Genomic DNA, 23,101 nt, shown 5'->3' with positions numbered 1-23,101 from the left:
ACTTATTCGCGTTAAACGTTTTAATCAAAAAGATTCAGTTAGAAACATTTAATTAAAACAGTTCAATTAAAACCTAGTGGCAGCGTATAAAAGATGAAAACCGTTAAATTATTAAACCAACCACAGGCTTCGTTTTGTTCTAAACATTATTGAAGGGATGGTTATCAAATAAAACCACGAATTATCAATCACTTAGCGCTTTATAGCCATCAATAACAAACGATGTAAAGCTATCAGATAATTTGCTGAAAATAGGACAAAAATAAAGCCCTATTTTAGCATTTTTTTGCCTCTAAGTCACTGTTTACTGGCTGTTTTATCCCTACCGATGCAGTAAGTCATGATTGTGAGAATCTACAGAAAATAACTGCAAATGTAAGTATGGATAACGGCAAATATAGCCGATATAGAAAAAATATTAGATATAGTCGATTCAATTTAAAACGATACAGTGCTACTGGGATGCTACTGTAACAAACGTTTTGCAGCCTCTGTCCCGCTTGCGAACCGCACGCAAGAAAAATTTATACCAGTAGCACGTTGCTATACACGACTCTTTTCTATTGTGAACTGACTATAGGGTTAATAAAGGTAATAGGATTAAGAAATTAGAATAAAGACACTAGAATAAGGATAAAAATAGATAAGCAATTATTAATAAGGTGAAAGTACGCCATGTTTCACGTGAAACACGTTTGATGTTGACCAGTATTTATCAATAAGCGGTAAAACATCAGCAGTCAAACTGGTCATTATGACCTGACAAGGCAGTTGCGCTAAAGTTGATAATAGAATATCTATAGCCCTATCATCTAACTCTGCGGTGATGTCATCGAGCAAGACCACAGGGGTGGCATTGGCATGATTAGAAATTTGTGCAGCACCTGCTCCCTCTGTACTATTGAGTAGCTCTGAGCTACTAAGTAGCAAAGGTAATTGCGACAAACGCAACGCGGTTATCAACAGTTTTTTTTCACCGCGAGACAGTATATTTGCTGCTTGTTCTTTTATTGTGGGTAGCTTAACGACTTTATCAGAGGGAGACTCTTTTTCCATCGCGGTATCAGTCACGGATTGGCTATTATTTTCAGAACGCCAATGGACATGAATATCAGCACGGTGGCTGCCGATACGGGTATAACCCAATTGCAAATCTTGTGTTAAGCGCTCTGCTAGCTGTTCATCAAGAGGAATACTAGCATCATAACCGGCATTATAGCTTAAGCTCAGCTGCTGGGCATAAGACGGTAACAGTTGCTGAATACTTTCTTCAAAATAAGGCTGCCATGCCTCAAAAATACGCACGCGGTAATGGTGAATGAGCGCGGCATGACTGGCTAGCCCCTTATCCCATGCTTTTAGCTCTGCATGCTGGCTCTGAGATAGATGCTTGGTTTGTTTAAGCAGACTATTACGCTGCTTTAATAAGCGTTGATAAGCCACCCATTGCGGATGGAAGCCTTGTTTCATGTGAAACACTAACCAGTCTAGTAACTGCCGACGACTGGCACTGCCCTGCTCTAGCATATCCATCGTTGATGGGTCTATCAATAGCGTTGGCAGCTGCTCCGTTAAGATGCTCTGATTATAAACAGTGGTTTGATTCAGACGTAGAACGGTCGTCGCATCAGTTTGTTTTTGAATGGCTAAGGTACTACCATCGGTAAGCTCAGCATGTACTATTGCTGCTGGCTGATGATGTTGGACGTAGCGTTTGGGCTGACTATGACGGAAGCTTTTACCGCGCGACAGTAAGAATATTGCTTCCAGCAGCGAGGTTTTACCACTACCGTTGGCGCCAATAATGACATTACAGGCGGCCGTCTGTAGGTTAACTTGACTAAGGTTACGCAGATGCGAGACTTGTAGACGTTCAATCATAATACTTATAACCGCCCGTTTATATTGCCTATCATCGTATGAATAAGTTGCGGTAATTAAATGGAACTGGCTTAGTAACTCATTTAGATAGCTCAGTTAAGTAGATTTGGTAATAAATACTAATCACTATATGCGCATTGGCATAATCACATACTGATGTAAGTCATCATTAAGCTGATTGACCAGTACTGAGGCATTGGATTGGCTCATATGCATCTGTAGATCACCTTGGATAACGCCAAGCACGTCTTGTAGATAAGCGGCATTAAACGACAGCTCCATCGGCTCACCTTCATACTTGGCTTGTATCATCTCAACCGCTTCATCTTGTTCAGCATTGTTAGCGCGTACTTCCACCATACCGTCGCTGGCGAAATTAAATACCACACCGCGAGACTTCTCATTACTTAAAATAGCCACACGGCGCAGTACATCAGTCATTTTTTCTTGATTAAATAACGCTAATTTATCGGTACTGCTAGGCATAACACGACGATAGTCAGGAAATTTACCATCAATAAGACGCGCAGTGAACGTCACCATTAAATCTTGGCTGACTTGTCCTGTGCTATCCACATCGCCAAACGGTAAGCTCACTTGCAAAAACTCACGACCGAAGCTTAACGTCACCGCGTTGTCTTGATCGCTGAGCATTTTGCCCAACTCAGTGGTTAAACGCTCAAGCTCAATCACCGCTTTGCGCGGTAAGATAGCCTGCATATTTAGATCCGCGCTAACATCAATGACACTACGAGCTAAGGCCAATCTATGACCGTCGGTAGCAACAGTCGTTAGCTGCTGCTGCGAGACATCAAACAGCATACCGGTTAAATAATAACGCACATCTTGAATTGCCATCGCAAACTGAGTCTTATGTATTAAGTCAGTTAGACGGCTACGGCTGATAGTAAGTGGCGTAATATTTTCAGGATTGCCCAAACTTGGGTAGTCCTCGCTTGGTAGCGTCCCCAACGTAAAGCGGCTTTTGCCACTAGTGAGTAGACAGCGCTCGTTTTCTTGGGTCGCAAGATTGACCTGTGCTTGACCAGGTAATGACTTGCAAATATCTTTTAGTTTCATCGCCGGTAAGGTAGTCGTACCGGGCTCAATACAAGCGCCCGCAGTTAATTTAAGAGTTGACGTCAGCTCTACTTCTAAGTCAGAAGCGGTTAATATCAGCTCAGATTCAGACAGCTGCAGCTTGATATTGCCTAAGATAACCATGTTATGGCGTTTATCGGCAGCCTTGGCGATTAAATTAATGGCTTTTAGTAACGACTCTCGATTAATCGATAATTGCATGCTGAGTTACTCTTATTTGAATGACTATTATTTTACTGAGTTTTATTTCAATGTCTTTAAGCTAAATTAGCGACTCTTAGTTATATAGATATAAGCATATAAAGTGACAGTTAATATAATTACTAACAAGACGATGTTTATAAGCAACCACGTTTTGTTTTGAACCATTATAAACCATATTTACGGGCTAAAACACACTAGTAATACTGACCTCTATTATGCTTGTAGCATCATCGCTAACGACTTGTAATCCTTATCAAAAGCAGGGTCTGCCGCTCGCAGTTGCGCCACCTTGTCACAGCCATGCATCACCGTTGTATGATCGCGACCCCCAAATGACTGTCCGATATCTGGATAACTATCACCAGTGAGCTCGCGCGATAATGCCATAGCGATCTGGCGCGGGCGGGCAATACTGCGTGTACGTTTGCGACCCATTAAATCTTTAACGCTTACATCGTAATATTCAGCGACCACTTTACGGATATTATCCATATTAACGGCTTGTACACGCATGGCTACAATATCTTTTAACGCATATTGCACCATTTCAAGCGTGATCGGCGCACCCGTTAAGTTAGCGTTAGCAAATACCTGATTTAACGCGCCCTCCAAACGTCTGACATTAGAGACCACATTTTGAGCAATAAATAGCGCGCAGTCTTTGGGTAACGTCATCCCATACCAAGCTGCTTTTTTCTGTAATATCTGCACACGTGTATCAATCTCAGGTGGATCAACGGCTACCGTTAAACCCCAAGAAAAACGCGAGCGAAAGCGTTCATCAAACTCAGTCATTTGTGAAGGATGACGGTCAGAAGCTAAAATAAGTTGCTTATCACCACTGGTAAAATCAGCAAATAATGTTAAGAATTCATTGCTACTTTTAGTTTTACCGGCCAATACATGAATATCATCAACAATTAATAAATCTACTTTTTTTATTTTCTTTTTAAAATCTTCTATTTTATTGTTTCTTAATGAATATACTAATTGATTAATAAATTTTTCAGAAGTGAAATAATAAAAACTCCTATTATTTTTTAAATAGCGATGCGCTACCGAATGCATTAAATGCGTTTTTCCCAAACCAGAAGGTCCGTATATAAATAGAGGATTGTGACGATTTTTTGACTGACGCTTACTTAACTCATAACAGGCCTTATAGGCAAGGTTATTAGATTTACCAGTAACAAAAGTTTCGAAGGTAAAATCAGGGTTCAGATAGCTTAACGACTTGGCATCGGCGGCCTCAACAAGCGCAGCGTGCTGCATATTGCCGTCGCTGTCTGCATGATTGTTTAAGTTATTATTTGAATGGCTATCTACATTCTTGTTATTAGCTTTTGATGCTTGAGACCCTAGGGGAGGGGAGAGGCCATCCTCACTGAATAAAGAGCCTGGTGTTTGAGACTCATTATCTTCGGTCTCATAACTGGTGTTATCACTATGATTGGCATTATCAACTCGGACGATGACCTCTTCAATGCTACCTTGGCTGTGCTTAGCTACCAATTCCTGAATGTCATGCAAATGATTTTTTTTGATGTAAGAGACAAAATAATCATTAGGGGCGCGAATGACTAGTGTTTGTGCTTCTTGATGTGCCGACAGGGGTCTCAACCACATAGTGAATACGTTATCTTTGACATGATAGCGTAAGTCATCTAAGCATTTATCCCAAAGTGTAGCAGTGTCTATCATGGAAAATACTAACCTCATAACCAAAGTAATTCAACTATTTGAGCACTCATGTCATCCCTATAATAACCAGCATAGAGTCTACGAGCCGCCCAAAATTAAAGGCACAAAACGGTTATTTGCGCTGGATGCCAATCTAACATAAACGCCTGTGGATAACATCTTATTTTTTGTGGATAAGGCTGTGGATAGTTTTGTGGATAAGTCATAATACAAAGTTATCCATATTTCACCCACAGGTTGTCCACAGGGTTACCCCTAGTGTAGTCTTTTGATAACAAAGGATAAAAGTGACTTAACCACAGATATTATGCCTCCCAATAACAACAATACTTATATATATTAATCTTTAATTATTATAGAACACGGATTTTTCTGTGGATAACTTTGTAAACTACAATAAAAAAACACTCTAATTCCATTTTTTACAGTGAAGTATAATTCATAATAATAACCTGAAACTTAGCTCAGTGGTTTTGATTCTCCACAGACATTAGTAAAAAATATTTAGTAAAGAGGATTAGTAGATTGACGAAAATTTTCTAAAATGATATAATCCTTCGCTATTACGAATTTAGTCCATTATTTTGATAGGTGAGTTATGAAACGTACATTCCAACCAAGCGTGATCAAACGTAAGCGTACTCACGGTTTCCGTGCTCGTATGGCTACTAAGAAAGGCCGTCAAGTCTTAGCACGTCGCCGCGCTAAAGGCCGTCATCGTCTTACCGTATAATCTAATTAATCGGTAATATACGATGACCATGGCTCATGATACCTGTTGTGTGTCTATTATTTATAGATCACGTATTTATGAATCACGCTAGCTATTGACCACAACTTACACATAGCCATATATTAAAAGCGCCCGCATTGGCGCTTTTTTTGTCGCTGCATTTTGTATCGCTCATTCTATCTCTTTATTTTATAACTGCCATTAGCTCTTATTTTAGGTTGTACTATGCCCAATACCGTCTCAGTTATACCTGCTGCTTGTTTTACTAAAGAGCAGCGTCTGCTCACCCCAGCGGCCTTTCGTGAGGTGTTTGATGCACCTGAGCGTAAGCTACATCAAAGTCATTTGATGGCCTTTGTACGCTCTAATACGCACGATCAACCACGTATAGGTATGGCTATTACCAAACGTAAAGTACCTACTGCCGTTACTCGTAATTTAATTAAGCGAAAAATACGGGAGCAATTTCGTGGGCAAGCTTATAAGCTAGAAAATAAAGATATTGTCTTTATTATTAAAAGATCTATAAAAGATCTTGATAAGAAAGAATTAAATAACCAGATAAACAATATTTTTAAAAAAATAGAAAAAAATTAAAATGTATTTTTTAATTAAATTTATAAATAATTTTTTTTATAAATTATTTTATTGTTTTATACTTATTTATCAAAAAGTAATAAGCCCTATAACGCCTGCTCGCTGTCGATATTATCCAACATGCTCAAATTACGGCAAACAGGCATTAGCATGGCATGGGGTTTGGGTGGGCAGTTGGTTACTGTTAAAACGTATTGGTCGCTGTCAGCCATGGGGTGGGCATGGCATAGACTTTGTACCGTTACCTCTTGCAACTTATGCTTATCATTATTTACCCTTTACTTTGCCTTGCTCTCATGCGAACACACCCACTGTTGCAACACCTAGGCATAACTTTGTCTATCGTGATGATAGTAGCTATGGTGCTCGCTTAAATTATCTTATGAGATAACAATAACTTCAACGCTGTTTTAGTGCTTTAGACTGCTTACCAGCTTATCTATACTATTGGTATCATTTAAGGTGGTTTTTTAGTAAAATGATGAGCATTTTATGTCAATGACTTCTAGTGTGGTGGCGCCCCATAAAGGCTACTACTGGGTTTTGGTCATGGCATACGCTCAAATTTTTCACTCTAGGATATGTTTATGCAAAAGATATTTCGGGTGATGATCATCGTTGCGATGTTAATCACCGCTTATCTGCTGATTTTGGCATGGCGAGATGATTATGCTGATGCGCCCGCTGTGGACGCAGTGCCACAAACTGCAACCTCGGTAGGTGCTGATATTCCATCTACTACTGGTGCAGCAGGTGACATTCCGGTACAAACGCTACCTACTGATGCTGGCTTGGCAGTAACCGCTCCGACTGCATCGGCTAAAGATGCCGGTCTCATCACGGTAACGACCAATCGCTATGATATTAAAATCAATCCAGAAGGCGGCGATGTTGTCTATGCTGCCCTTAAGCAGTATGACGCGAAGCTCGATGGTGATGAGCCTTTTGTATTGCTAGAGAATGATAGCAATCGTGTCTATGTGGCTCAGTCTGGTTTGATTGGTAAAGACGGTATTGATACTGCGGAAGGTCGCGCCAATTACAGTCATACTGCTAATAACTACGTCATGAAAGAGGGTCAGCAAACGTTATCAGTACCGCTGACTTATAAAAAAAATGGCGTTACGATTACTAAGACCTTTACCTTTACCCATGATAAGTACCCTATTGATGTCAGCTATCAAATTCAGAACGCGTCTACGCAGCCATGGCAAGGACAGTTATTTGCGCAATTAAAGCGTGATGACAGTGAAGACCCGGGCATGTCCGGCAAAGGCGCGCTGAGTATGGCGACCTATTTAGGTGGCGCTTGGGGGACACCTGATGATCCTTATAATAAGCTGAAGTTTGATGACTTTAGTGATGGTGAGTTGACCGCAACCAGTGATAAAGGTTGGGTCGGTATCGTGCAGCATTACTTTGTATCCGCATGGGCACCTGATAACTTTACCGGTCAATTCTTTAGCCGTGAAACCGGCGATGAATACTTTATTGGTTTTAATAGTCAGCCTATTAATGTTGCAATGAATAAGCAAGCAACGTTGAATGCGACGCTATACGCAGGGCCAAAAGTACAGGCTGAGCTCAAAGACGTCGCTGTTGGTCTGAATCAGACAGTCGATTATGGTCTATTATGGCCAATCTCAAAAATACTATTTGCGATACTTGATGGTATTCATAACATCATTGGCAACTGGGGCTGGTCAATCATTGGTTTGACAGTTTTAGTTAAATTTGCCTTGATGTGGTTCTCTAATAAGAGCTACTATTCGATGGCGAAGATGCGTGCTATTGCACCGCGTTTAGCAGCGCTTAAAGAAGAGCACGGCAGCGATAAGATGAAGATGTCGCAAGAAATGATGGGTATCTACAAGGAAGAAAAGGTCAATCCAATGGCGGGTTGTTTGCCTATTCTAATGCAAATGCCTATCTTTTTAGCCTTGTATTGGGTACTGGTTGAAAGTGTCGAATTACGCCATGCCCCATGGATATTATGGATTCAGGATTTGTCAGCGATGGATCCTTGGTTTATTTTGCCACTGCTAATGGGCGCTTCTATGTTTGTTCAGCAGCAGCTAAACCCGCAGCCAACTGATCCCATGCAAGCAAAAGTAATGAAGTTTTTACCGATTATCTTTACCGCTTTCATGCTGTTCTTCCCTGCAGGTCTGGTATTGTACTGGACGGTGAATAACTTGTTTAGTATGACCCATCAATATATCGTCAATAAAAAAGTTCAAGAGGAACAGAAGCTGCGTACTGTTAAGGTTCTTGACTAATTGATTGTCTAATTGATTAATAGCTAATTAGGTTAATGATCAAAAAAACCATCGCTTAAGCGGTGGTTTTTTTACGCAATATTTTACCGTTTTATAGTTATCAAACTTAAGTATAAAAATGCCAAATACCGTTATATAAAGTTTGCTTTGTCAGGCCAGTCTGAGCCGTCTATAATGGAGTTTTAGCTATTGAGAGTAAGTGTGGATTCTATCGCAACGTCGTCACCGCCAGCTGATATATCTGAACTATCTAGTTCCTCTGGACCAGCCACGATTGCCGCTATTGCAACGCCGCTGGGCCGTGGTGGGGTAGGTATTATTCGTCTGTCAGGGGCAAAGGCATATGCTATTGCTTGTCAGCTAACGGGTAAGTCGGCTTTCACGCCTCGATTGGCCAGCTTCTGCCGTTTTTATCAGGCGGATGGTACGGTCATTGATGAAGGTTTGGTACTGTATTTTAAAGCGCCGCATTCATTCACTGGTGAGGATGTGATTGAGTTGCAGGGTCATGGCGGTACGATATTACAGAGTCAGTTGCTAGCGCGAGTCTTTGAGTTAGGCGCGCGGCAAGCTGGTGCTGGAGAGTTCTCTTATCGCGCTTTTGATAATGATAAATTAGACTTGGTACAAGCAGAAGCTATTGCTGATGCTATTGATGCGACCAGCGCCGCCGCTGCCAGTAGCGCCATACGCTCATTAAGCGGTGAGTTTTCGCAAAAGATTAATCAGTTACTAGAGCAGCTAATCCATCTGCGTTTGCATGTTGAGGCGGCGATTGACTTCCCCGATGAAGAGGACGTGGACTTTTTATCAGATGGGGTGATTCAGAATAAGCTTGAGCAGACCCAAGCACAAATTGATCAAGTATTAGCAACTGCCAAACAAGGTCAGCTATTACGCGACGGCATTCACGTGGTATTAGCAGGGAGACCTAATGCGGGTAAATCTAGTTTGCTCAACCGTCTAGCAGGTCAAGAGCGAGCTATCGTCACCGAAGTGGCAGGTACTACCCGAGATACATTGCAAGAAACGGTAGTATTGAATGGTTTAACGCTACATTTAACGGATACTGCAGGCTTGCGTGATACGGAAGACACCGTAGAGCGTATCGGTATCGAGCGTGCCCACACTGCTATTAAACAGGCCGATATATTAATAATGGTCTATGATGTTACTCGTGATATCGAGGACAATGGCACACCCCTACAGCTAGCAGAACAGCTATTTGGCGAGTTGCCAGAGGCTAAGCGTTTATTGATTATTGCCAATAAAAGCGACTTATTGAGCGACAACTTGAATAGTAATATAGCCAACAATATCACTGCTACCTCTCAAACTCAGATGAAAAATCAGAGATATGAGCAAGTGCCTGTTTCATGTGAAACAGGTGCTGGTATCGAAAATTTAATTGAGGCTTTATGTGCTAAGGTAGGATTTCACCCCCCTGAGAATAGCTTGATTGCACGTACACGCCACTTAGATGCATTAAGGCGAACCGCTGATTATCTAGCAGAGGCACATGAGCAATTAACAGTGTTTAGCGCAGGGGAGTTAGTGGCTGAAAGCTTACGCCAAGCGCAAATTAGCTTAGGTGAGATTACCGGTGAATTTAGCGCAGATGACTTATTAGGCAAGATTTTTGGTAGTTTTTGTATTGGTAAATAATGGGCTAAACCTGCTAACAAAGTATTTAAAAAAAAGTATTTAAAAGAAATCATTTTAAAGAAACTATTGAAAATAAGTATTCAAAAGAAAGCATCTAAAGAATTCCCTCTACTGTTATCACCACAGCTCTCAGTGTGAACACAAGGAAAATGGTATGCATTGCCCTTATTGTAATGCGTCAGAGACAAAAGTTATTGACTCACGTCTGGCCGCTGAAGGTGCACAAGTACGCCGGCGACGACTTTGCAGCGGCTGCCAAGAGCGATTTACCACCTTTGAGATGGTAGAAGTGGTCATGCCACGGATTATCAAATCAAGTGGCAAAATCGAGCCTTACGATAATGAAAAACTGCGCCGCTCTATCCTACTACCGCTACAAAAACGCCCGATCACTATTGATGAGCAAGAGGCGATGATTAGCCGTATTGAGAAGAGGGTAAGGCAAATGGGCGAGCGCGAGATTAGCAGCAAAGTGCTGGGTGAAATCATCATGAGTGAGCTAAAAACCCTTGATGATGTCGCCTATGTCCGCTTTGCCAGTGTCTATCGTGACTTTCAAGATATCGATGCCTTTCATCAAGAAATTGCTAATATTCGTCCATCAGAGAAAAGTGACGATTAACGATATATAGAGTCGATTCAATATAAAAGAGAGTTACTTGTAGCAACGTGCCACTGGTATAAATTTTTCTGGCGTACTGTTCGCAAGCGTGCTTCGAGCCTGCAAAAAATTCATTCCAGTAGCCCAGTAACGTTGCGCCGTTTCTAAATTGGGTTAACTATAGCCATCATTATCTACTTTTTTATTAAGTGTACTCCCTTTATGCCAACATTAAATCACGCCCAAGATGCTCAAGACCGCTATTTTATGATGCTCGCTATTGAGCAAGCGAAGCACGGTTTATATACTACGCGGCCTAATCCAGCAGTAGGCTGTGTGCTAGTAAAAGCAGGAGAGATAGTGGGACAAGGGTTTCATCCGCAAGCGGGGCAGCCGCATGCCGAAGTGTTCGCACTCAAAGATGCAGGAACGCAAGCAGCGGGTGCGACGGCCTATGTAACCTTGGAGCCCTGTAGTCATACGGGGCGAACGCCGCCTTGCGCTCGTGCACTCATTGATGTAGGTATCACGCGCGTGGTGATTGCAGGTCTTGATCCTAATCCACAAGTGGCTGGTCGCGGGGTTCGTTTATTAGAGCAGGCTGGCATTGCGGTTACAGTGGGAACCTTAAACGCTCAAGCGGAAGCATTAAATCAAGGGTTTTTGAAGGCTATGCGCACGCAAATGCCTTATGTACGGCTCAAGATTGCCACCAGCCTTGATGGTCGTACTGCGATGGCGACAGGGGAGTCAAAGTGGATTACCTCAGCGGCTGCGCGCGAAGATGTACAAAAGCTGCGTGCGCAAAGTGGCGCTATTATTACTGGCAGCGCAACGGTTATAGCAGACAATCCACAGCTAAATGTGCGTTCTACGCAGTTAACTGTATCCCCTGAGCAAGTGCCTGGCCCTATAGTGGTGGTACTCGATAGACGCGCACGCTTAGCCCATGATTTACAATCCGATTATCAACTGTGCCGGCGTGCCGATACGCTTTATTGGCGTGAGGATAATTTGATGGCGCTGCTAAAATCTTTGGTAAGCGAGCATCATTGTTATGATGTATTGATAGAAGCGGGTGCTGCTGTTGCGGGGAGCTTTTTAAGCCAACAGCTGGTAGATGAGCTTATTGTTTATCAAGCGCCTTGTCTATTGGGTGCGCAAGCACGAGCAATGGTTGATTTTAATCCGCTATCTTTAGCGCAGCAGTTGCGCTTTGACTATCATAGCCATGAGCAAGTGGGTACTGACCTAAAACTTACTTTGCTGCCACTCTAAAGACTTTTAAAATATAAAAATCATCTGTGTATAAGTGTTTAGTTATCCAAAGTGTTTTCAGTTTCTGTAATAAATGTGGATAACTAGGTCATTTTAGGGGGCTTCAAATGAGGTTTCACATGAAACTGTGTATAACTTTTCATAACTACGTTTCACATGAAACTTATAAATGGCTAATAATTGAAGTGCTTTCGGGATAATCCTTTATTAATCATTACTTTAACGAGATATCCCTATATCTAGTTCTTTATGTACTAATAAGTGGATAGCTTGTGGATAACTTTATTGAAACAAGGGTTCCTAAGGTGAAAGAGTGCAGATAATGCTTAGTTATCCACAGCTTATCTTAAATATTCTACTTATTATACGAAAAGTGCCATAAAATCCAATTGAGTATAGTACTTCACTCAGTTAAATAATTTAGCAACAGTAGATTGCTAGGATAGCCAATAGTCATGATTGATAGATTTTGTTATTGATATACGAATGTAGTGCTATGCTAATAAGCAGTTAACACAAATAATCAGTTATAAAATGTTGATAGTTATCACTAAACAAGAAAAAGAGGGTCATATGTTTACAGGAATTATCGAAAGTGTGGGTAAAGTTAAAGCCATGCAGCCAGTTGGTGGTGATATTCGCTTGGTAATTGAATCTGATGATTTGGACTTCAGCGATGTGTCATTAGGCGATTCTATTGCTTCAAATGGTATTTGTTTGACCGTAGTGGATTTGGGTAGTAATTATTATGCTGTTGATGTTTCACGTGAAACTATTGCCCGTACTGCACTAGAGGACTTAAAATCAGGTCATGTGGTCAATTTAGAAAAAGCCATGCTACCGACCACCCGCTTTGGTGGGCACATTGTCGCTGGACACGTTGATGGGGTCGGCGTCGTGAGTAAGCTTGAAAAAGATGCGCGCTCTATTTATATCGAAATCGAATTACCGCAAGAGTTGGCGCATTATACGGCGACTAAGGGATCTATCACGCTTGATGGCATCAGTCTGACGACCAATCTGGTACGGGACAATATCGTCTGTTTGAATATCATTCCGCATACGGCGCAGGTTACCAATATTGCCAAGCATTGGCTGTTAGGTAGCAAGGTCAATATTGAGGTAGATATTGTGGCACGCTACTTAGAGCGTCTATTAAATAAATCGCAAACCGGAACCATGAATGCGCCCAGCCTGCAAAGCCCTATTACTGAGGATTTTTTAGCAGATAACGGCTTTATGAAGTAACTTTATAAAATAAAAAGTTTTATAGAGTAGTGAATAAGACCGCTGGCATAATAGCCCTTATTAATACGGGTAGATTGTTAGTATGGTTGAGTTACTTTAAAACAGACACAGTATGGCTGGGGGAAATTTTCGAAGCCTCTGAAGTGACGCAGTCATACAGCAAGCTAGAAAATTTTTTATCAGTTATGCGGAATTAAGTGTGTACCTATCTTATTTATTACTGACTATAGATAGGCTTTAAGCTGTCTATTAAGCTTTAATTAGGTGTTGTAAAACGGCTTGTAGTTTATTTTTATCAATAGGTTTGGATAAAAACTCATCCATTCCTACCGCAAAACAATCTTCACGATCCTGTTCAGTATTGTTCGCAGTGAGCGCCACGATAGGAATGTCATCCCCTTGTGCGCGAATAGCTTGGGTGGCCTGCAGGCCATCCATAACGGGCATTCGGCAGTCCATTAAGATTAGTGCAATTTCTTGGCGCTGAACTTGTAGCTGATCTAAAGCTTGCTGACCATCTTCTGCCACCATACTGCGATAGCCCAATTTACTTAATAATTTGCAGGTAATTTTTTGATTGGTTGGGCTATCTTCTACTACTAAAATCAGCGGTGCTAATACTTCTTCTATAGGATTGTTTAGCGCTGTTGCTGATTCAGCACCTTTATTGTTTTTTTTCTGTGTTATTGGTTGTGTTAGGCGCAGCAGCTCGGATAGCAATAAGGCGCTATCTAAGGGTTTGCTTAAAAAACCGTCAAACTGAGCCAGTAGCGTAGAAGGTATACTGCGCTCAGGCTTCATGCTAAGGAGTATCTTGGGTAACGATGAGCGGTTCAATAGACTGTCTAACACTTCCCGGACGTTAGTATTAGTCGCTGCTTTGTCGCTTGTACTTTTATAGTTTGTTTTTTTATGATTTACTTCTGTATGGTTTGCTTCTGTATGGTTTGCTTCGTTATGACTCATTTCTTTAGGAGTTATCCTACTATTGCTATCTTCTGAGTCCTCAGATAACGCTATAGTACTGATCTCATAATATTCATAATCTAAAAGTAATATAGGCGCCAGCGTTTGTATGTTTTGCGCCAGCTGGTTGGTTAGCTGTTGACTGCTCGCTATGTCTACAGCAGTATAAATAGTGGCAGGTATTGATAAATAGTGACACAGACGTCGCAGATTGGTGGCGAAAAGTGTTTGGTCGACGACCGCGATAAGGTGAATGTGAGTCAAGTTAGTATTGAAATGATATACCGGTTGATAACTGGGACGGCGACAGGGTAGGTAGAGCATAAAGGTGCTAACTTCATTAGAGCGGTTGTTATCAAAGGTACTGTCAAGCTCAATAAATCCGCCTAATAACTGAGCGAAACTATTAGAAGTAGCCAAGGCCAGTCCGATATCAGCGAATTGCTGGCTGGTTTGGTTATTGGTTTTATTAAAATAATCAAGCAACTGCTGTTGCCTAGCAGGCACTATACCTATTCCTGTATCTTGTATGCTAAAGCGAACCCAATGTTGCGGGTTGTCTTTTTTGACATTATGAGCTTTGATATCATGAGCGCCAAACGTTGATCCGCCTTCCTCTTTTTGTTCCTGTGTTTGTGTCCGATTTTTAATGGTAACAGGTTCGATGACAAGTGCGACATAACCTGAGGTAGTAAATTGTATGGCGCTATCTAATAAATTAAGTAAGATTTGACGCAAACGAGTGCTATCCGTATCGATATAGCGTGGACAATCGGGTGCAAAAAAATACAGTAACTCAAGTCCTTGCCGACGTGTATTGTCTGTCATTAAATGACTAACATGTTGTCCCAGTTTAAAAATATCTACAGGCTCATTAATAATATGAGTTTTTCCTGCCTCTATATTTGCTATATCTAGCATGTCATTGAGCATCGCTAGCATAGAGTGACTAGACTGCGTTAACGTGGTCAGTACTTCATGCCGCTCAGCCGTTAAAGTCTTAGTATCTATCTGTTCAAGTATGCCAATAATGGCATCTAACGGTGGGCGTAGCTCGTGACCAATGACAGATCTAAGCTGGCTAAATTCGCTAAGCTGTCGTTGTAGCTGCTGGTTTTGTTGTTGTAAGATCTCAGTCTGATTGACAAAATCGTTGACATTATTGAGGAGCACGGTAAAGCCATGAACTTGTCCATGCTCGCCGAACCAAGGAGTGATATGTAGCTGATAGGCTTGCTTGTTCGCTATGCCGTAGACCAATAGCGTACGGGTGACACGCTGGGTGGATAGTTCCTGTAGCAGGAGTTGGGTCGATTCATCGTTACCAGTGACAAAGTCAGTCAGTTGATAATTTGCATTAGGCTGGAATGAGGTGGCAAATACTTGCTCGAAACGCTGATTAAAAAAGCTGACCTGCCCGTGACGCATTACCATCAGCATAGGTAGCGGTGCCTGATCGACCAAGCGCTCAAGCCGATGGTTGAGCGTTTTACTGCGTCGATTATTATTATGTAGCTGATAACTGATACGACTAAGGGCATGCCCTAAGCGTAAAAAATCAGCGGTCGTTTTTTTTTCAATAAATGGTGGCGGTGTGTAAGCCTTTTTCGCAGCGCTGTTCAAGTTATCGGTATAGAGTAACAGCTGTTCCCAATTGGTACGACGGTTGAGCATGTAAAGTAGTGCGATGATAAAGAGTATAATCGCCGTCATTAATGGCAGCCAAAAACGATAAAAGATCCAATTTATTTCAGGCGGTTGATGGCGCAGTACCGTGTATACTTGATGACCACTTTCAAGCTTGATAGTGCCTGCTAAAGCACTGTTATTAAGGGTATAGGCGCTATTACTATTGACGAACGGCGAAGCAAGGGTAGGGAAGTTAACGGTAGTAAATTCAGCCTCATGAGGACGGGTATAACGATGGACGTAAGTCTGACCAGACGGCAGCATAAAAACCAGCTGATAACTGATATCTTGAAAAATAGGCTTCTGTAATATTTTCTCAATGTCCGCATCGGTGGGTTCAGCCTGCTCAATAAGCTCATACTGTAAAGAATTAAAGATACTTAGCGTATGCTGCTTACTGTGCGTTTTGAGGTCAAGAAACATCACCACATAGTATAACGACAACATGATTATTAGCGTCAGGGTATAAAAGAACAGCAAGCGTTGTAGAGACTGAAACTGTTGCATGGATGCATGATCCTATATCGGTATAACAAAATATAGTGAACTTATTACAAAGCGCTCATCATTCATACCTATTCTATAATAAAGATAAGCTTTATCATTATCGACTCCTATCAAGCGCTATTACAATCATGGCACAACGCCGTAAACTCACCTATAATAGGTGGATTAATAATACATAATACGCTGCTATGACTATAATTGCTTCCTCTTCCGACTTATCTACCGCCCCCACTACTCAGAACCCGCAAGCTACCAGCCGATTGCGAGTGGTTTTTGCGGGTACCCCTGAGTTTGCAGCTATAAGCCTTGAGGCGTTAATCAGCCAACAAGACGCGCTCAATATAGATATTGTAGCGGTATATACCCAGCCGGATCGTAAGGCGGGACGCGGTCAAAAACTATCAGCCTCTGCCGTTAAACAAGTCGCACTGGCTCATGACATTCCTGTTGAACAACCCGATACCTTTAAAAAGTCTAGCAGTTCCGGTATTGCTGCCAGACAAACCTTGAGAACTTATCAATCGGACGTGATGATCGTTGCCGCTTACGGGCTGATATTGCCTATTGGGGTTTTGACCACACCTACTTACGGCTGCTTGAATATTCACGCTTCCTTATTACCACGGTGGCGCGGCGCGGCGCCCATTCACAGGGCATTATTAGTCGGAGATACTCAGACGGGTATTACCATTATGCAGATGGATAAAGGGTTAGATACTGGCGATATGTTGCATAAAGTTAGCTGCGCTATTGAAGCCGATGACAGTGCCGCCAGTCTCCATGATAAGCTGGCAGAGTTAGGCGCGACTGCTATCAGCACCGTGCTACAAGACCTAAATTATTATCAAACGCAGGCTATCACCCAAGATGACAATGAGGCTAATTATGCTGAAAAGCTCATCAAAACAGAAGGCGCTATTGACTGGTCACAATCGGCTACTGTAATTGAAAGGCAAATCCGCGGACTAACCCCATGGCCGGGCGCTTATACTTTTTTAGAGGGACAACGTGTTAAGATTTTAGCCAGCCTACCTGTTAATACGACCCAGCAAACCACTAAACCTGTCGGAACCGTTATCAGTGTCGGACGCAAGGCTATTTTGGTTGCGTGCGGTAAAGACAAACAGCAAGTAGACAACATAAATCAGCAAGCCAGCACCTTAGCGATAACCAAATTACAATTTGCCGGTAGCAAGCCAGTAACTGCCGAGCAAATCTGTCATGGCAATCAGCTTAATGATGGCGACCAATTCACTGATAATTCAGACTAATAAGACGAACTATATTCGATTTAATTTAAAAACGATACAAAGTTACTGGGCCACTGGGATGCTACTGTAACAAACGTTTTGCAGGCTCGAAGCACGCTTGCGAACCGCACGCTAGAAAAGTTTATACCAGTGGCACGTTGCTATTTGTTATAAACAAACGCCTCTCTTTAATGTTGAACTGACTATAATAAGTAAACACAGACGCCATAATAGGCACAGGAAATTAAGTAATATGAGACAACCCGCAACCGCGTCTAGAAATAATAAAAACAAGCCTTCAAGCAATCTTAAGATGGTTGGTAGTGTGCGTGTACGCGTCATTCGTACCTTGCTTGCCATCCAAAATGGCCAGTCATTATCGAGTGTACTTGATCCTTTGTTAAACAGTTTACACGAGGGTGATAAGGGCTTTGCACATGCGCTATTATTGACCACCTTACGCCAGTGGTATGCTCTTGAGCGCCTACTTGATACTTTAGCAGATAACAATATCGATGAGATTGAGGTGCGCACTACCATCCAAGTGGGATTAACTCAGCTATTATACTTGGAAGTGGCTGACCACGCGGCGATTCATGAAACGGTAGAGGCCGTTAAAGAAATTGATTTTGCCCATGCCTCTGGCTTAGTTAATGCTATTTTACGTAAAGTCGTTAAAAATACTAACAAATTCCGTAAGAAATGCGATAAAAACCACAGCTTGCCTAATTGGCTCGCCTATCAGCTCAAGCAAGATTGGAGTGAGGAATACTCAGCATTAACTCAAGGATTGCGTCAGCCCGCACCGATGTTTTTACGAGTGAATACTACTATTAATACTGTGGACGCCTATCAACAAGCGCTAGAACAAGCAGATGTTGAAGCCGAATTGGTCGAAGTGGTTAGTGGTTTACAACTGTCAAATCTGACCGATAAAACCGATACTACTATAACAACCCAAGCGTTACGTTTAGAGCAAACTACAGCCGTTAGTGGTTTACCCTCATTTGCGGAAGGTGCTGCTAGTGTGCAAGATATGCATGCTCAGCTTGCTGCACCACTGATTCACCAAGCGCTTATAAATAAGGTAAATGCTGATGCTATTAATGATAACAATGGCGATGCTAATCAAACCAGCAATACCGAGCTGCATATTTTAGATGCTTGCGCCGCCCCTGGTGGTAAACTTGCCCATTGGTTAGAGCTGTTAAATGCAGACAAGCAGTCCTCATTGTTTCATGTGAAACCTAGTGAAAATGAAAGCGGTGATAAGACTGATTCGTCGGGTAGTCGTGCGATTAAACTAACGGCTATTGATAATGAAGCCCCGCGTATTGGTCGCATTCATGAAAATTTAGAGCGTCTACATTTAGAACACTCTGAGCAAATTAAGCTTAATGTCGTCTGTGCTGATGCGACAAGATGGCAGGGCATCCAGGAATCTAAAAAGCAAAAAGTAGATAAAAACGAACCCGTATTTGACGCTATATTACTCGATTCACCTTGTACCGCTACTGGCGTAATTCGTCGCCATCCTGATATCAGTCTTTTACGTACAGAAGAAGACGTGGATCAAACGGCGTCATTACAAGAAGAGATATTAGACAATCTATGGCCGCAATTGAAAGTCGGTGGTTATTTGCTTTACGTAACCTGCTCGATATTAAAGCAAGAAAACGTGGAACAAATGCAAGCATTTTTAAACCATCATACCGATGCTACTGCTATCGAATTCACCGAAGAATGCAGTTGGGGTATTGCTCAAGAAATCGGGCGTCAATGTTTGCCAATTGATAGTGAGAGTGGCGACGGCTTTTATTATGCGCTGCTACATAAAATAGCTTAATTTAGGAAAGATACCGTTAAAATAAAATCATTGTAGGTAGGAAAGCGCTATGAAATATATTAGTACCCGTGGTCAAACTGAGCCAATGGACTTTAGTGATGTGCTATTAATGGGGCTTGCTCCTGATGGTGGCCTAATGCTGCCTGAGCATTATCCGCATATTGATAGAGCTGTACTTGATGAATGGCGCACTCTCAGCTATCCAGAGCTTGCGATGGCAATTATGCAACGTTTTGCCACTGATATCCCTGCTGCTGATTTACAAGATATTATTGAACGTACTTATACTACTGAGATATTTGGCAACGCTGAGATTACCCCTGTTCGCAAGCTTGAAAATGATATTCACATTTTAGGCTTATCTAATGGTCCTACTTTAGCCTTTAAAGATGTCGCGATGCAATTTCTAGGCAATGCCTTTGAATATGTGCTGAAGAAAAAAGAGGCGCGTATTACCATTATTGGTGCGACCAGTGGTGATACCGGCAGTGCGGCGGAATATGCGCTACGAGGTAAAGACAATATTGAAATCTTTATGCTGTCACCGCATGGCAAAATGAGTGAGTTTCAACGGGCGCAGATGTATAGCTTGACTGATGATAATATCCATAATATTGCTATTGATGGTATGTTCGATGATTGCCAAGATATTGTCAAAGTTTTGCAGCAAGATGCTGAATTTAAAGCGGCCTACAATTTAGGAACGGTTAACTCTATTAATTGGGGACGCATATTAGCGCAAATTGTTTATTACTTTAAAGCTTACTTCGCAGTAACAACAAGCAATGATGAGCAGGTTAGCTTTAGCATACCATCAGGCAACTTTGGTAATATTTGTGCTGGACATATTGCCCGCGAAATGGGGTTGCCGATTGGACGTTTAATAGTCGCTACCAATGAAAACGATGTGCTCAATGACTTTTTCAATAAAGGGGCCTATCAGCCGCGTCCGACTGATCAAACTCATATAACCTCCAGCCCATCAATGGATATCTCTAAAGCGTCCAACTTTGAGCGTTTTGTTTATCTACTGCTAGATAAAGACAGTGCACGGGTTCATGAATTATTTGAAGGCGTGAAGTCAGGTCAGGGTTTTGATTTGTCTGATCTGATGGAAGCGGTCAATTCTCGTTATGGCTTTGCTGCGGGTAAATCTACCCATAGTGACCGTCTGCAAACTATAAAAGCGCTCTATGAGCAACAAGGTGAGCTGGTTGATCCACATACCGCTGATGGCATCAAAGTGGCTAAAGAGTTACAACGAGACGGCGAAACTATCATTTGCGCGGAGACAGCGCTGCCGGTTAAATTTGCCGAGACTATTATTGAAGCTATTGGACAAATAGACATTGCACGTCCTGCCCATACAGAAGGGCTAGAGGATTTGCCACAGTACGTGGTGATTTTAGATAATAAGGCTGAGCTGGTCGCTGAACAAATCCGTCAGTACGTCAAAGCAAACCCAGCTTAAAGTTAAAAAGCTGTTCTGACACTAAAAGGATTGTTTCACGTGAAACTAAGTCTTTATTAAGTAATAGGTCTACTCTAAGTTAGGGCGTGTTGAACATTGGGAATAAATTGATGACAAAAAAATAGCGAACGGGTAATCTTTAAGTTCTCACACAAAAAAGACTTCGTTTGCTATGCCTCGTACTATAGTCAATTCACTACAAAAGAGTTATGCCTTGGATGAATATCATAAAACAATTTAGATAAGTCGTTTTCCATCCATCCTTGCCGTAGAAACTTTACTTGAGCCCACTTCTTCTCAATAGGATTTAAATCAGGGCTGTATGGTGGTAGAAATAATAATCGATGACCGTGCCTATTAAGCAGTTTTTTTACTCGTTTGTGAAAGCTCGCGTTATCCATAACGATCACGCACTTAGTTTTAAGACTTGGAATTAGTATGTTTTTGCACCAGCCATAAAATATGTCTCCATTGATGTTAGTCTTAAGGCAATCAAGTGCAAACAGCACTTTGCCATATAAAGCACCAATGACATTGGTTCTAGCTTTGGCTTGCCAATTGTAGCTGTCGATGCAAGGACTGCCAATAGGCGCGTAACCATAAGGACGCATGGTTTCATGCTCAAAGCCACTCTCGTCCATGTATACAATGGGAAACCCATCTTTGATGTAGGACGTAAGCTTACTCTGATAGATTGCTCGCTTGATTGGACAGGCTTTGGGATGCTCTAAGGTCTTTTTTTTTGCTAATCTTCAGCCTTTTTAAGGCGCTGTGAATGCCTGTTGAGCTACAGTTTAGTCGACGGGCTCGCTCATATTGGTAATCATCAGGATATTCTTTAACATCATTGAGTAAAACGTCATCTATTATTTTATGAGGCTTGGTTTGTCTTGTTGCTTTACTGTGGATACGTCTCTTCCAGTTCTGTATGGTGGTTGGGCTAAGATCGTAAAACTCAACCGCTTGAGCATAGGTCATGCCGTCATCTAAGCTTTTGAGAACTTGTTTGCGAAAATCTAGTGAATAAGTCATGGTTATTTGTGATGATAATGGTTTGGTTGATTTAATTTATAACATTTTTAGAAAGGTTTTACTATATGCTCAAAGATGAACACTGGACAAGATTAAGACCTATCTTACTAGAACTTAATATCTATGACAAAGGAAATCTTAGACTAACCGTTGAAGGCGTGTTGTATCGTATGCGTGTTGGCTGTCCTTGGCGCGACTTACCCGCTTACTTTGGCAAGCCCAATACTGTCTATAAGGCATATCAGCGTTGGTTTCGCAGCAATAAGTTGATTGCTCTGTTTGCTTTATTAATCAAAGACTCAGACCTTGAATGGGTGTTTATAGATGGTACTCATATTAAAGCGCATCAGCACAGTAGCGGGGGTAATGAAGTGGCGCAAGCCATCAGTAAGAGTGTGGCAGGTCGCGCCACCAAAATTCACTTAGCAGTCGATGCTCATGGTAACCCCATCACCTTTATTCTATCGGATGGCACTACCCATGACGTTAAGTTAGCACCAGACTTAATTGATAAGATAGATTTAAGCGATACAGACATTCTATGCGCCGATAAAGGCTATGATTCTGAGACGCTACGAGAATACATCAAGCAAGCAGGGAGCTGGGATAATATCCCTCGAAAACGAAACACTAAGTCCTCTAACGACCATATGGACTGGGATTTGTATAAAGCACGGCATCTAGTAGAAAACGCCTTTGCTAAGCTAAAACAGTATAGGGCGGTTGCCACCAGATTTGATAAGCTCAAGCAGAGTTATGAGAATACAGTAGCTCTCGCTTGCGCTTATATCTGGCTGAAATTATGAATGTTCAACACGCCCTTGTATTACAACTGAATTACTAGAGGTGTTGTTACAGCTGACTGCTTGAAATATTAAAAAAACCTTTGCGGACTAAGCTTTGAAATTCTTAGCTAGCGAATCCATTACAGCTTTGCGTGACTCTAAGAGATTATCAAAAGCCTTATCAAAAAATAGGAAATAAAAATATTGAACCCATTGCTGACGCCTGATGTTGACGAGTGTGTTGGATATGGACTTATTCCTTGCTTT

At 41.8% G+C, this 23,101-nt stretch carries 18 protein-coding genes; 12 read left to right on the top strand and 6 right to left on the bottom strand.

The annotated features are described in order from the left end of the window. Positions 1-654: 654 nt before the first annotated feature. The 3 genes from recF to dnaA all read right to left on the bottom strand — a co-directional run bounded on the left by recF (position 655) and on the right by dnaA (position 4,887). Positions 655-1,881, bottom strand: coding sequence for a DNA replication/repair protein RecF (gene recF / locus U1P77_RS11485; protein ID WP_321155112.1), 1,227 nt, complete (start codon positions 1,879-1,881; stop codon positions 655-657). Positions 1,882-2,007: 126 nt separating this feature from the next. Next, entirely contained in the window at positions 2,008-3,183 is a 1,176-nt protein-coding gene (gene dnaN, locus U1P77_RS11480) for a DNA polymerase III subunit beta (protein ID WP_201558291.1), read from the bottom strand. 216 nt (positions 3,184-3,399) lie between these two features. Further along, the gene (dnaA, locus tag U1P77_RS11475; protein WP_321155111.1) at positions 3,400-4,887 is read right to left on the bottom strand and encodes a chromosomal replication initiator protein DnaA; all 1,488 of its coding nucleotides are present in this window, start codon (positions 4,885-4,887) and stop codon (positions 3,400-3,402) included. Between the two features lie 598 nt (positions 4,888-5,485). Between dnaA and rpmH the strand changes: the two genes are divergently transcribed. The 8 genes from rpmH (at position 5,486) to U1P77_RS11435 (ending at position 13,288) form a co-directional block, all read left to right on the top strand. Next, a complete protein-coding gene (gene rpmH / locus U1P77_RS11470) occupies positions 5,486-5,620 on the top strand; it encodes a 50S ribosomal protein L34 (protein WP_007394757.1) in 135 nt (44 codons plus the stop codon). Between the two features lie 225 nt (positions 5,621-5,845). Continuing rightward, positions 5,846-6,217 (top strand): ribonuclease P protein component, encoded by a 372-nt coding sequence (rnpA, locus tag U1P77_RS11465; protein ID WP_321155110.1) that lies wholly within the window; start codon positions 5,846-5,848, stop codon positions 6,215-6,217. A gap of 1 nt (position 6,218) precedes the next feature. Continuing rightward, positions 6,219-6,608 (top strand): membrane protein insertion efficiency factor YidD, encoded by a 390-nt coding sequence (gene yidD / locus U1P77_RS11460; RefSeq protein ID WP_321155109.1) that lies wholly within the window; start codon positions 6,219-6,221, stop codon positions 6,606-6,608. 196 nt (positions 6,609-6,804) lie between these two features. After that, on the top strand, positions 6,805-8,496 hold the full coding sequence (gene yidC / locus U1P77_RS11455) for a membrane protein insertase YidC (RefSeq protein WP_321155108.1): 1,692 nt from the start codon (positions 6,805-6,807) through the stop codon (positions 8,494-8,496). A gap of 210 nt (positions 8,497-8,706) precedes the next feature. After that, positions 8,707-10,161, top strand: coding sequence for a tRNA uridine-5-carboxymethylaminomethyl(34) synthesis GTPase MnmE (gene mnmE, locus U1P77_RS11450; protein WP_321156685.1), 1,455 nt, complete (start codon positions 8,707-8,709; stop codon positions 10,159-10,161). Between the two features lie 154 nt (positions 10,162-10,315). Continuing rightward, positions 10,316-10,783 carry a transcriptional regulator NrdR gene (gene nrdR, locus U1P77_RS11445; protein ID WP_321155107.1) on the top strand — a complete coding sequence of 156 codons (468 nt, stop codon included), beginning with the start codon at positions 10,316-10,318 and terminating at the stop codon, positions 10,781-10,783. 201 nt (positions 10,784-10,984) lie between these two features. Further along, positions 10,985-12,040, top strand: a complete 1,056-nt coding sequence (ribD, locus tag U1P77_RS11440) for a bifunctional diaminohydroxyphosphoribosylaminopyrimidine deaminase/5-amino-6-(5-phosphoribosylamino)uracil reductase RibD (RefSeq protein WP_321155106.1) — start codon at positions 10,985-10,987, stop codon at positions 12,038-12,040. Positions 12,041-12,613: 573 nt separating this feature from the next. Continuing rightward, positions 12,614-13,288, top strand: coding sequence for a riboflavin synthase (locus U1P77_RS11435; protein ID WP_321155105.1), 675 nt, complete (start codon positions 12,614-12,616; stop codon positions 13,286-13,288). Positions 13,289-13,537: 249 nt separating this feature from the next. On the opposite strand, the gene U1P77_RS11430 is transcribed toward U1P77_RS11435, so the two are convergent. After that, positions 13,538-16,450, bottom strand: coding sequence for a response regulator (locus U1P77_RS11430; RefSeq protein ID WP_321155104.1), 2,913 nt, complete (start codon positions 16,448-16,450; stop codon positions 13,538-13,540). Positions 16,451-16,638: 188 nt separating this feature from the next. On the opposite strand from U1P77_RS11430, the gene fmt reads away from it, so the two are divergent. The 3 genes from fmt (at position 16,639) to thrC (ending at position 21,017) form a co-directional block, all read left to right on the top strand. Further along, positions 16,639-17,721, top strand: coding sequence for a methionyl-tRNA formyltransferase (gene fmt / locus U1P77_RS11425; RefSeq protein ID WP_321155103.1), 1,083 nt, complete (start codon positions 16,639-16,641; stop codon positions 17,719-17,721). A 232-nt stretch (positions 17,722-17,953) separates the two neighbouring features. Beyond that, positions 17,954-19,546: a transcription antitermination factor NusB gene (locus U1P77_RS11420; RefSeq protein WP_321155102.1), complete on the top strand. Its 1,593-nt coding sequence runs from the start codon at positions 17,954-17,956 to the stop codon at positions 19,544-19,546. Positions 19,547-19,595: 49 nt separating this feature from the next. Further along, a complete protein-coding gene (thrC, locus tag U1P77_RS11415; RefSeq protein WP_321155101.1) occupies positions 19,596-21,017 on the top strand; it encodes a threonine synthase in 1,422 nt (473 codons plus the stop codon). Positions 21,018-21,205: 188 nt separating this feature from the next. Here the strand turns inward: thrC and U1P77_RS11410 are convergent, their stop codons facing one another. Together U1P77_RS11410 and U1P77_RS11405 are read right to left on the bottom strand one after the other, a co-directional pair. Continuing rightward, on the bottom strand, positions 21,206-21,712 hold the full coding sequence (locus U1P77_RS11410; protein ID WP_321156684.1) for an IS630 family transposase: 507 nt from the start codon (positions 21,710-21,712) through the stop codon (positions 21,206-21,208). Further along, a complete protein-coding gene (locus tag U1P77_RS11405) occupies positions 21,699-22,049 on the bottom strand; it encodes an IS630 transposase-related protein (protein ID WP_321155100.1) in 351 nt (116 codons plus the stop codon). The genes U1P77_RS11410 and U1P77_RS11405 overlap by 14 nt, the downstream gene beginning before the upstream one ends. Positions 22,050-22,114: 65 nt before the next feature. Between U1P77_RS11405 and U1P77_RS11400 the strand changes: the two genes are divergently transcribed. Then, complete coding sequence (locus U1P77_RS11400) at positions 22,115-22,855, top strand: IS5 family transposase (RefSeq protein WP_321155099.1); 741 nt, start codon at positions 22,115-22,117, stop codon at positions 22,853-22,855. The last annotated feature ends 246 nt before the right edge of the window (positions 22,856-23,101 follow it).

This window comes from Psychrobacter sp. LV10R520-6 (genome assembly GCF_900182925.1).
Classification (GTDB): domain Bacteria; phylum Pseudomonadota; class Gammaproteobacteria; order Pseudomonadales; family Moraxellaceae; genus Psychrobacter.
The sequence above is the reverse complement of the archived record's forward strand: the minus strand, read 5'-3'. Positions and strand labels throughout refer to the sequence as shown.

Coding starts and splice junctions, on each gene's coding strand:
- U1P77_RS11400 (WP_321155099.1), top strand. CDS start 22,115: ATGCTCAAAGATGAACACTGGACAAGATTAAGACCTATCTTACTAGAA.
- yidC (WP_321155108.1), top strand. CDS start 6,805: ATGCAAAAGATATTTCGGGTGATGATCATCGTTGCGATGTTAATCACC.
- U1P77_RS11430 (WP_321155104.1), bottom strand. CDS start 16,450: ATGCAACAGTTTCAGTCTCTACAACGCTTGCTGTTCTTTTATACCCTG.
- U1P77_RS11435 (WP_321155105.1), top strand. CDS start 12,614: ATGTTTACAGGAATTATCGAAAGTGTGGGTAAAGTTAAAGCCATGCAG.
- recF (WP_321155112.1), bottom strand. CDS start 1,881: ATGATTGAACGTCTACAAGTCTCGCATCTGCGTAACCTTAGTCAAGTT.
- rpmH (WP_007394757.1), top strand. CDS start 5,486: ATGAAACGTACATTCCAACCAAGCGTGATCAAACGTAAGCGTACTCAC.
- U1P77_RS11420 (WP_321155102.1), top strand. CDS start 17,954: ATGAGACAACCCGCAACCGCGTCTAGAAATAATAAAAACAAGCCTTCA.
- dnaA (WP_321155111.1), bottom strand. CDS start 4,887: ATGATAGACACTGCTACACTTTGGGATAAATGCTTAGATGACTTACGC.
- U1P77_RS11405 (WP_321155100.1), bottom strand. CDS start 22,049: ATGACTTATTCACTAGATTTTCGCAAACAAGTTCTCAAAAGCTTAGAT.
- dnaN (WP_201558291.1), bottom strand. CDS start 3,183: ATGCAATTATCGATTAATCGAGAGTCGTTACTAAAAGCCATTAATTTA.
- ribD (WP_321155106.1), top strand. CDS start 10,985: ATGCCAACATTAAATCACGCCCAAGATGCTCAAGACCGCTATTTTATG.
- rnpA (WP_321155110.1), top strand. CDS start 5,846: ATGCCCAATACCGTCTCAGTTATACCTGCTGCTTGTTTTACTAAAGAG.
- fmt (WP_321155103.1), top strand. CDS start 16,639: ATGACTATAATTGCTTCCTCTTCCGACTTATCTACCGCCCCCACTACT.
- yidD (WP_321155109.1), top strand. CDS start 6,219: ATGTATTTTTTAATTAAATTTATAAATAATTTTTTTTATAAATTATTT.
- nrdR (WP_321155107.1), top strand. CDS start 10,316: ATGCATTGCCCTTATTGTAATGCGTCAGAGACAAAAGTTATTGACTCA.
- thrC (WP_321155101.1), top strand. CDS start 19,596: ATGAAATATATTAGTACCCGTGGTCAAACTGAGCCAATGGACTTTAGT.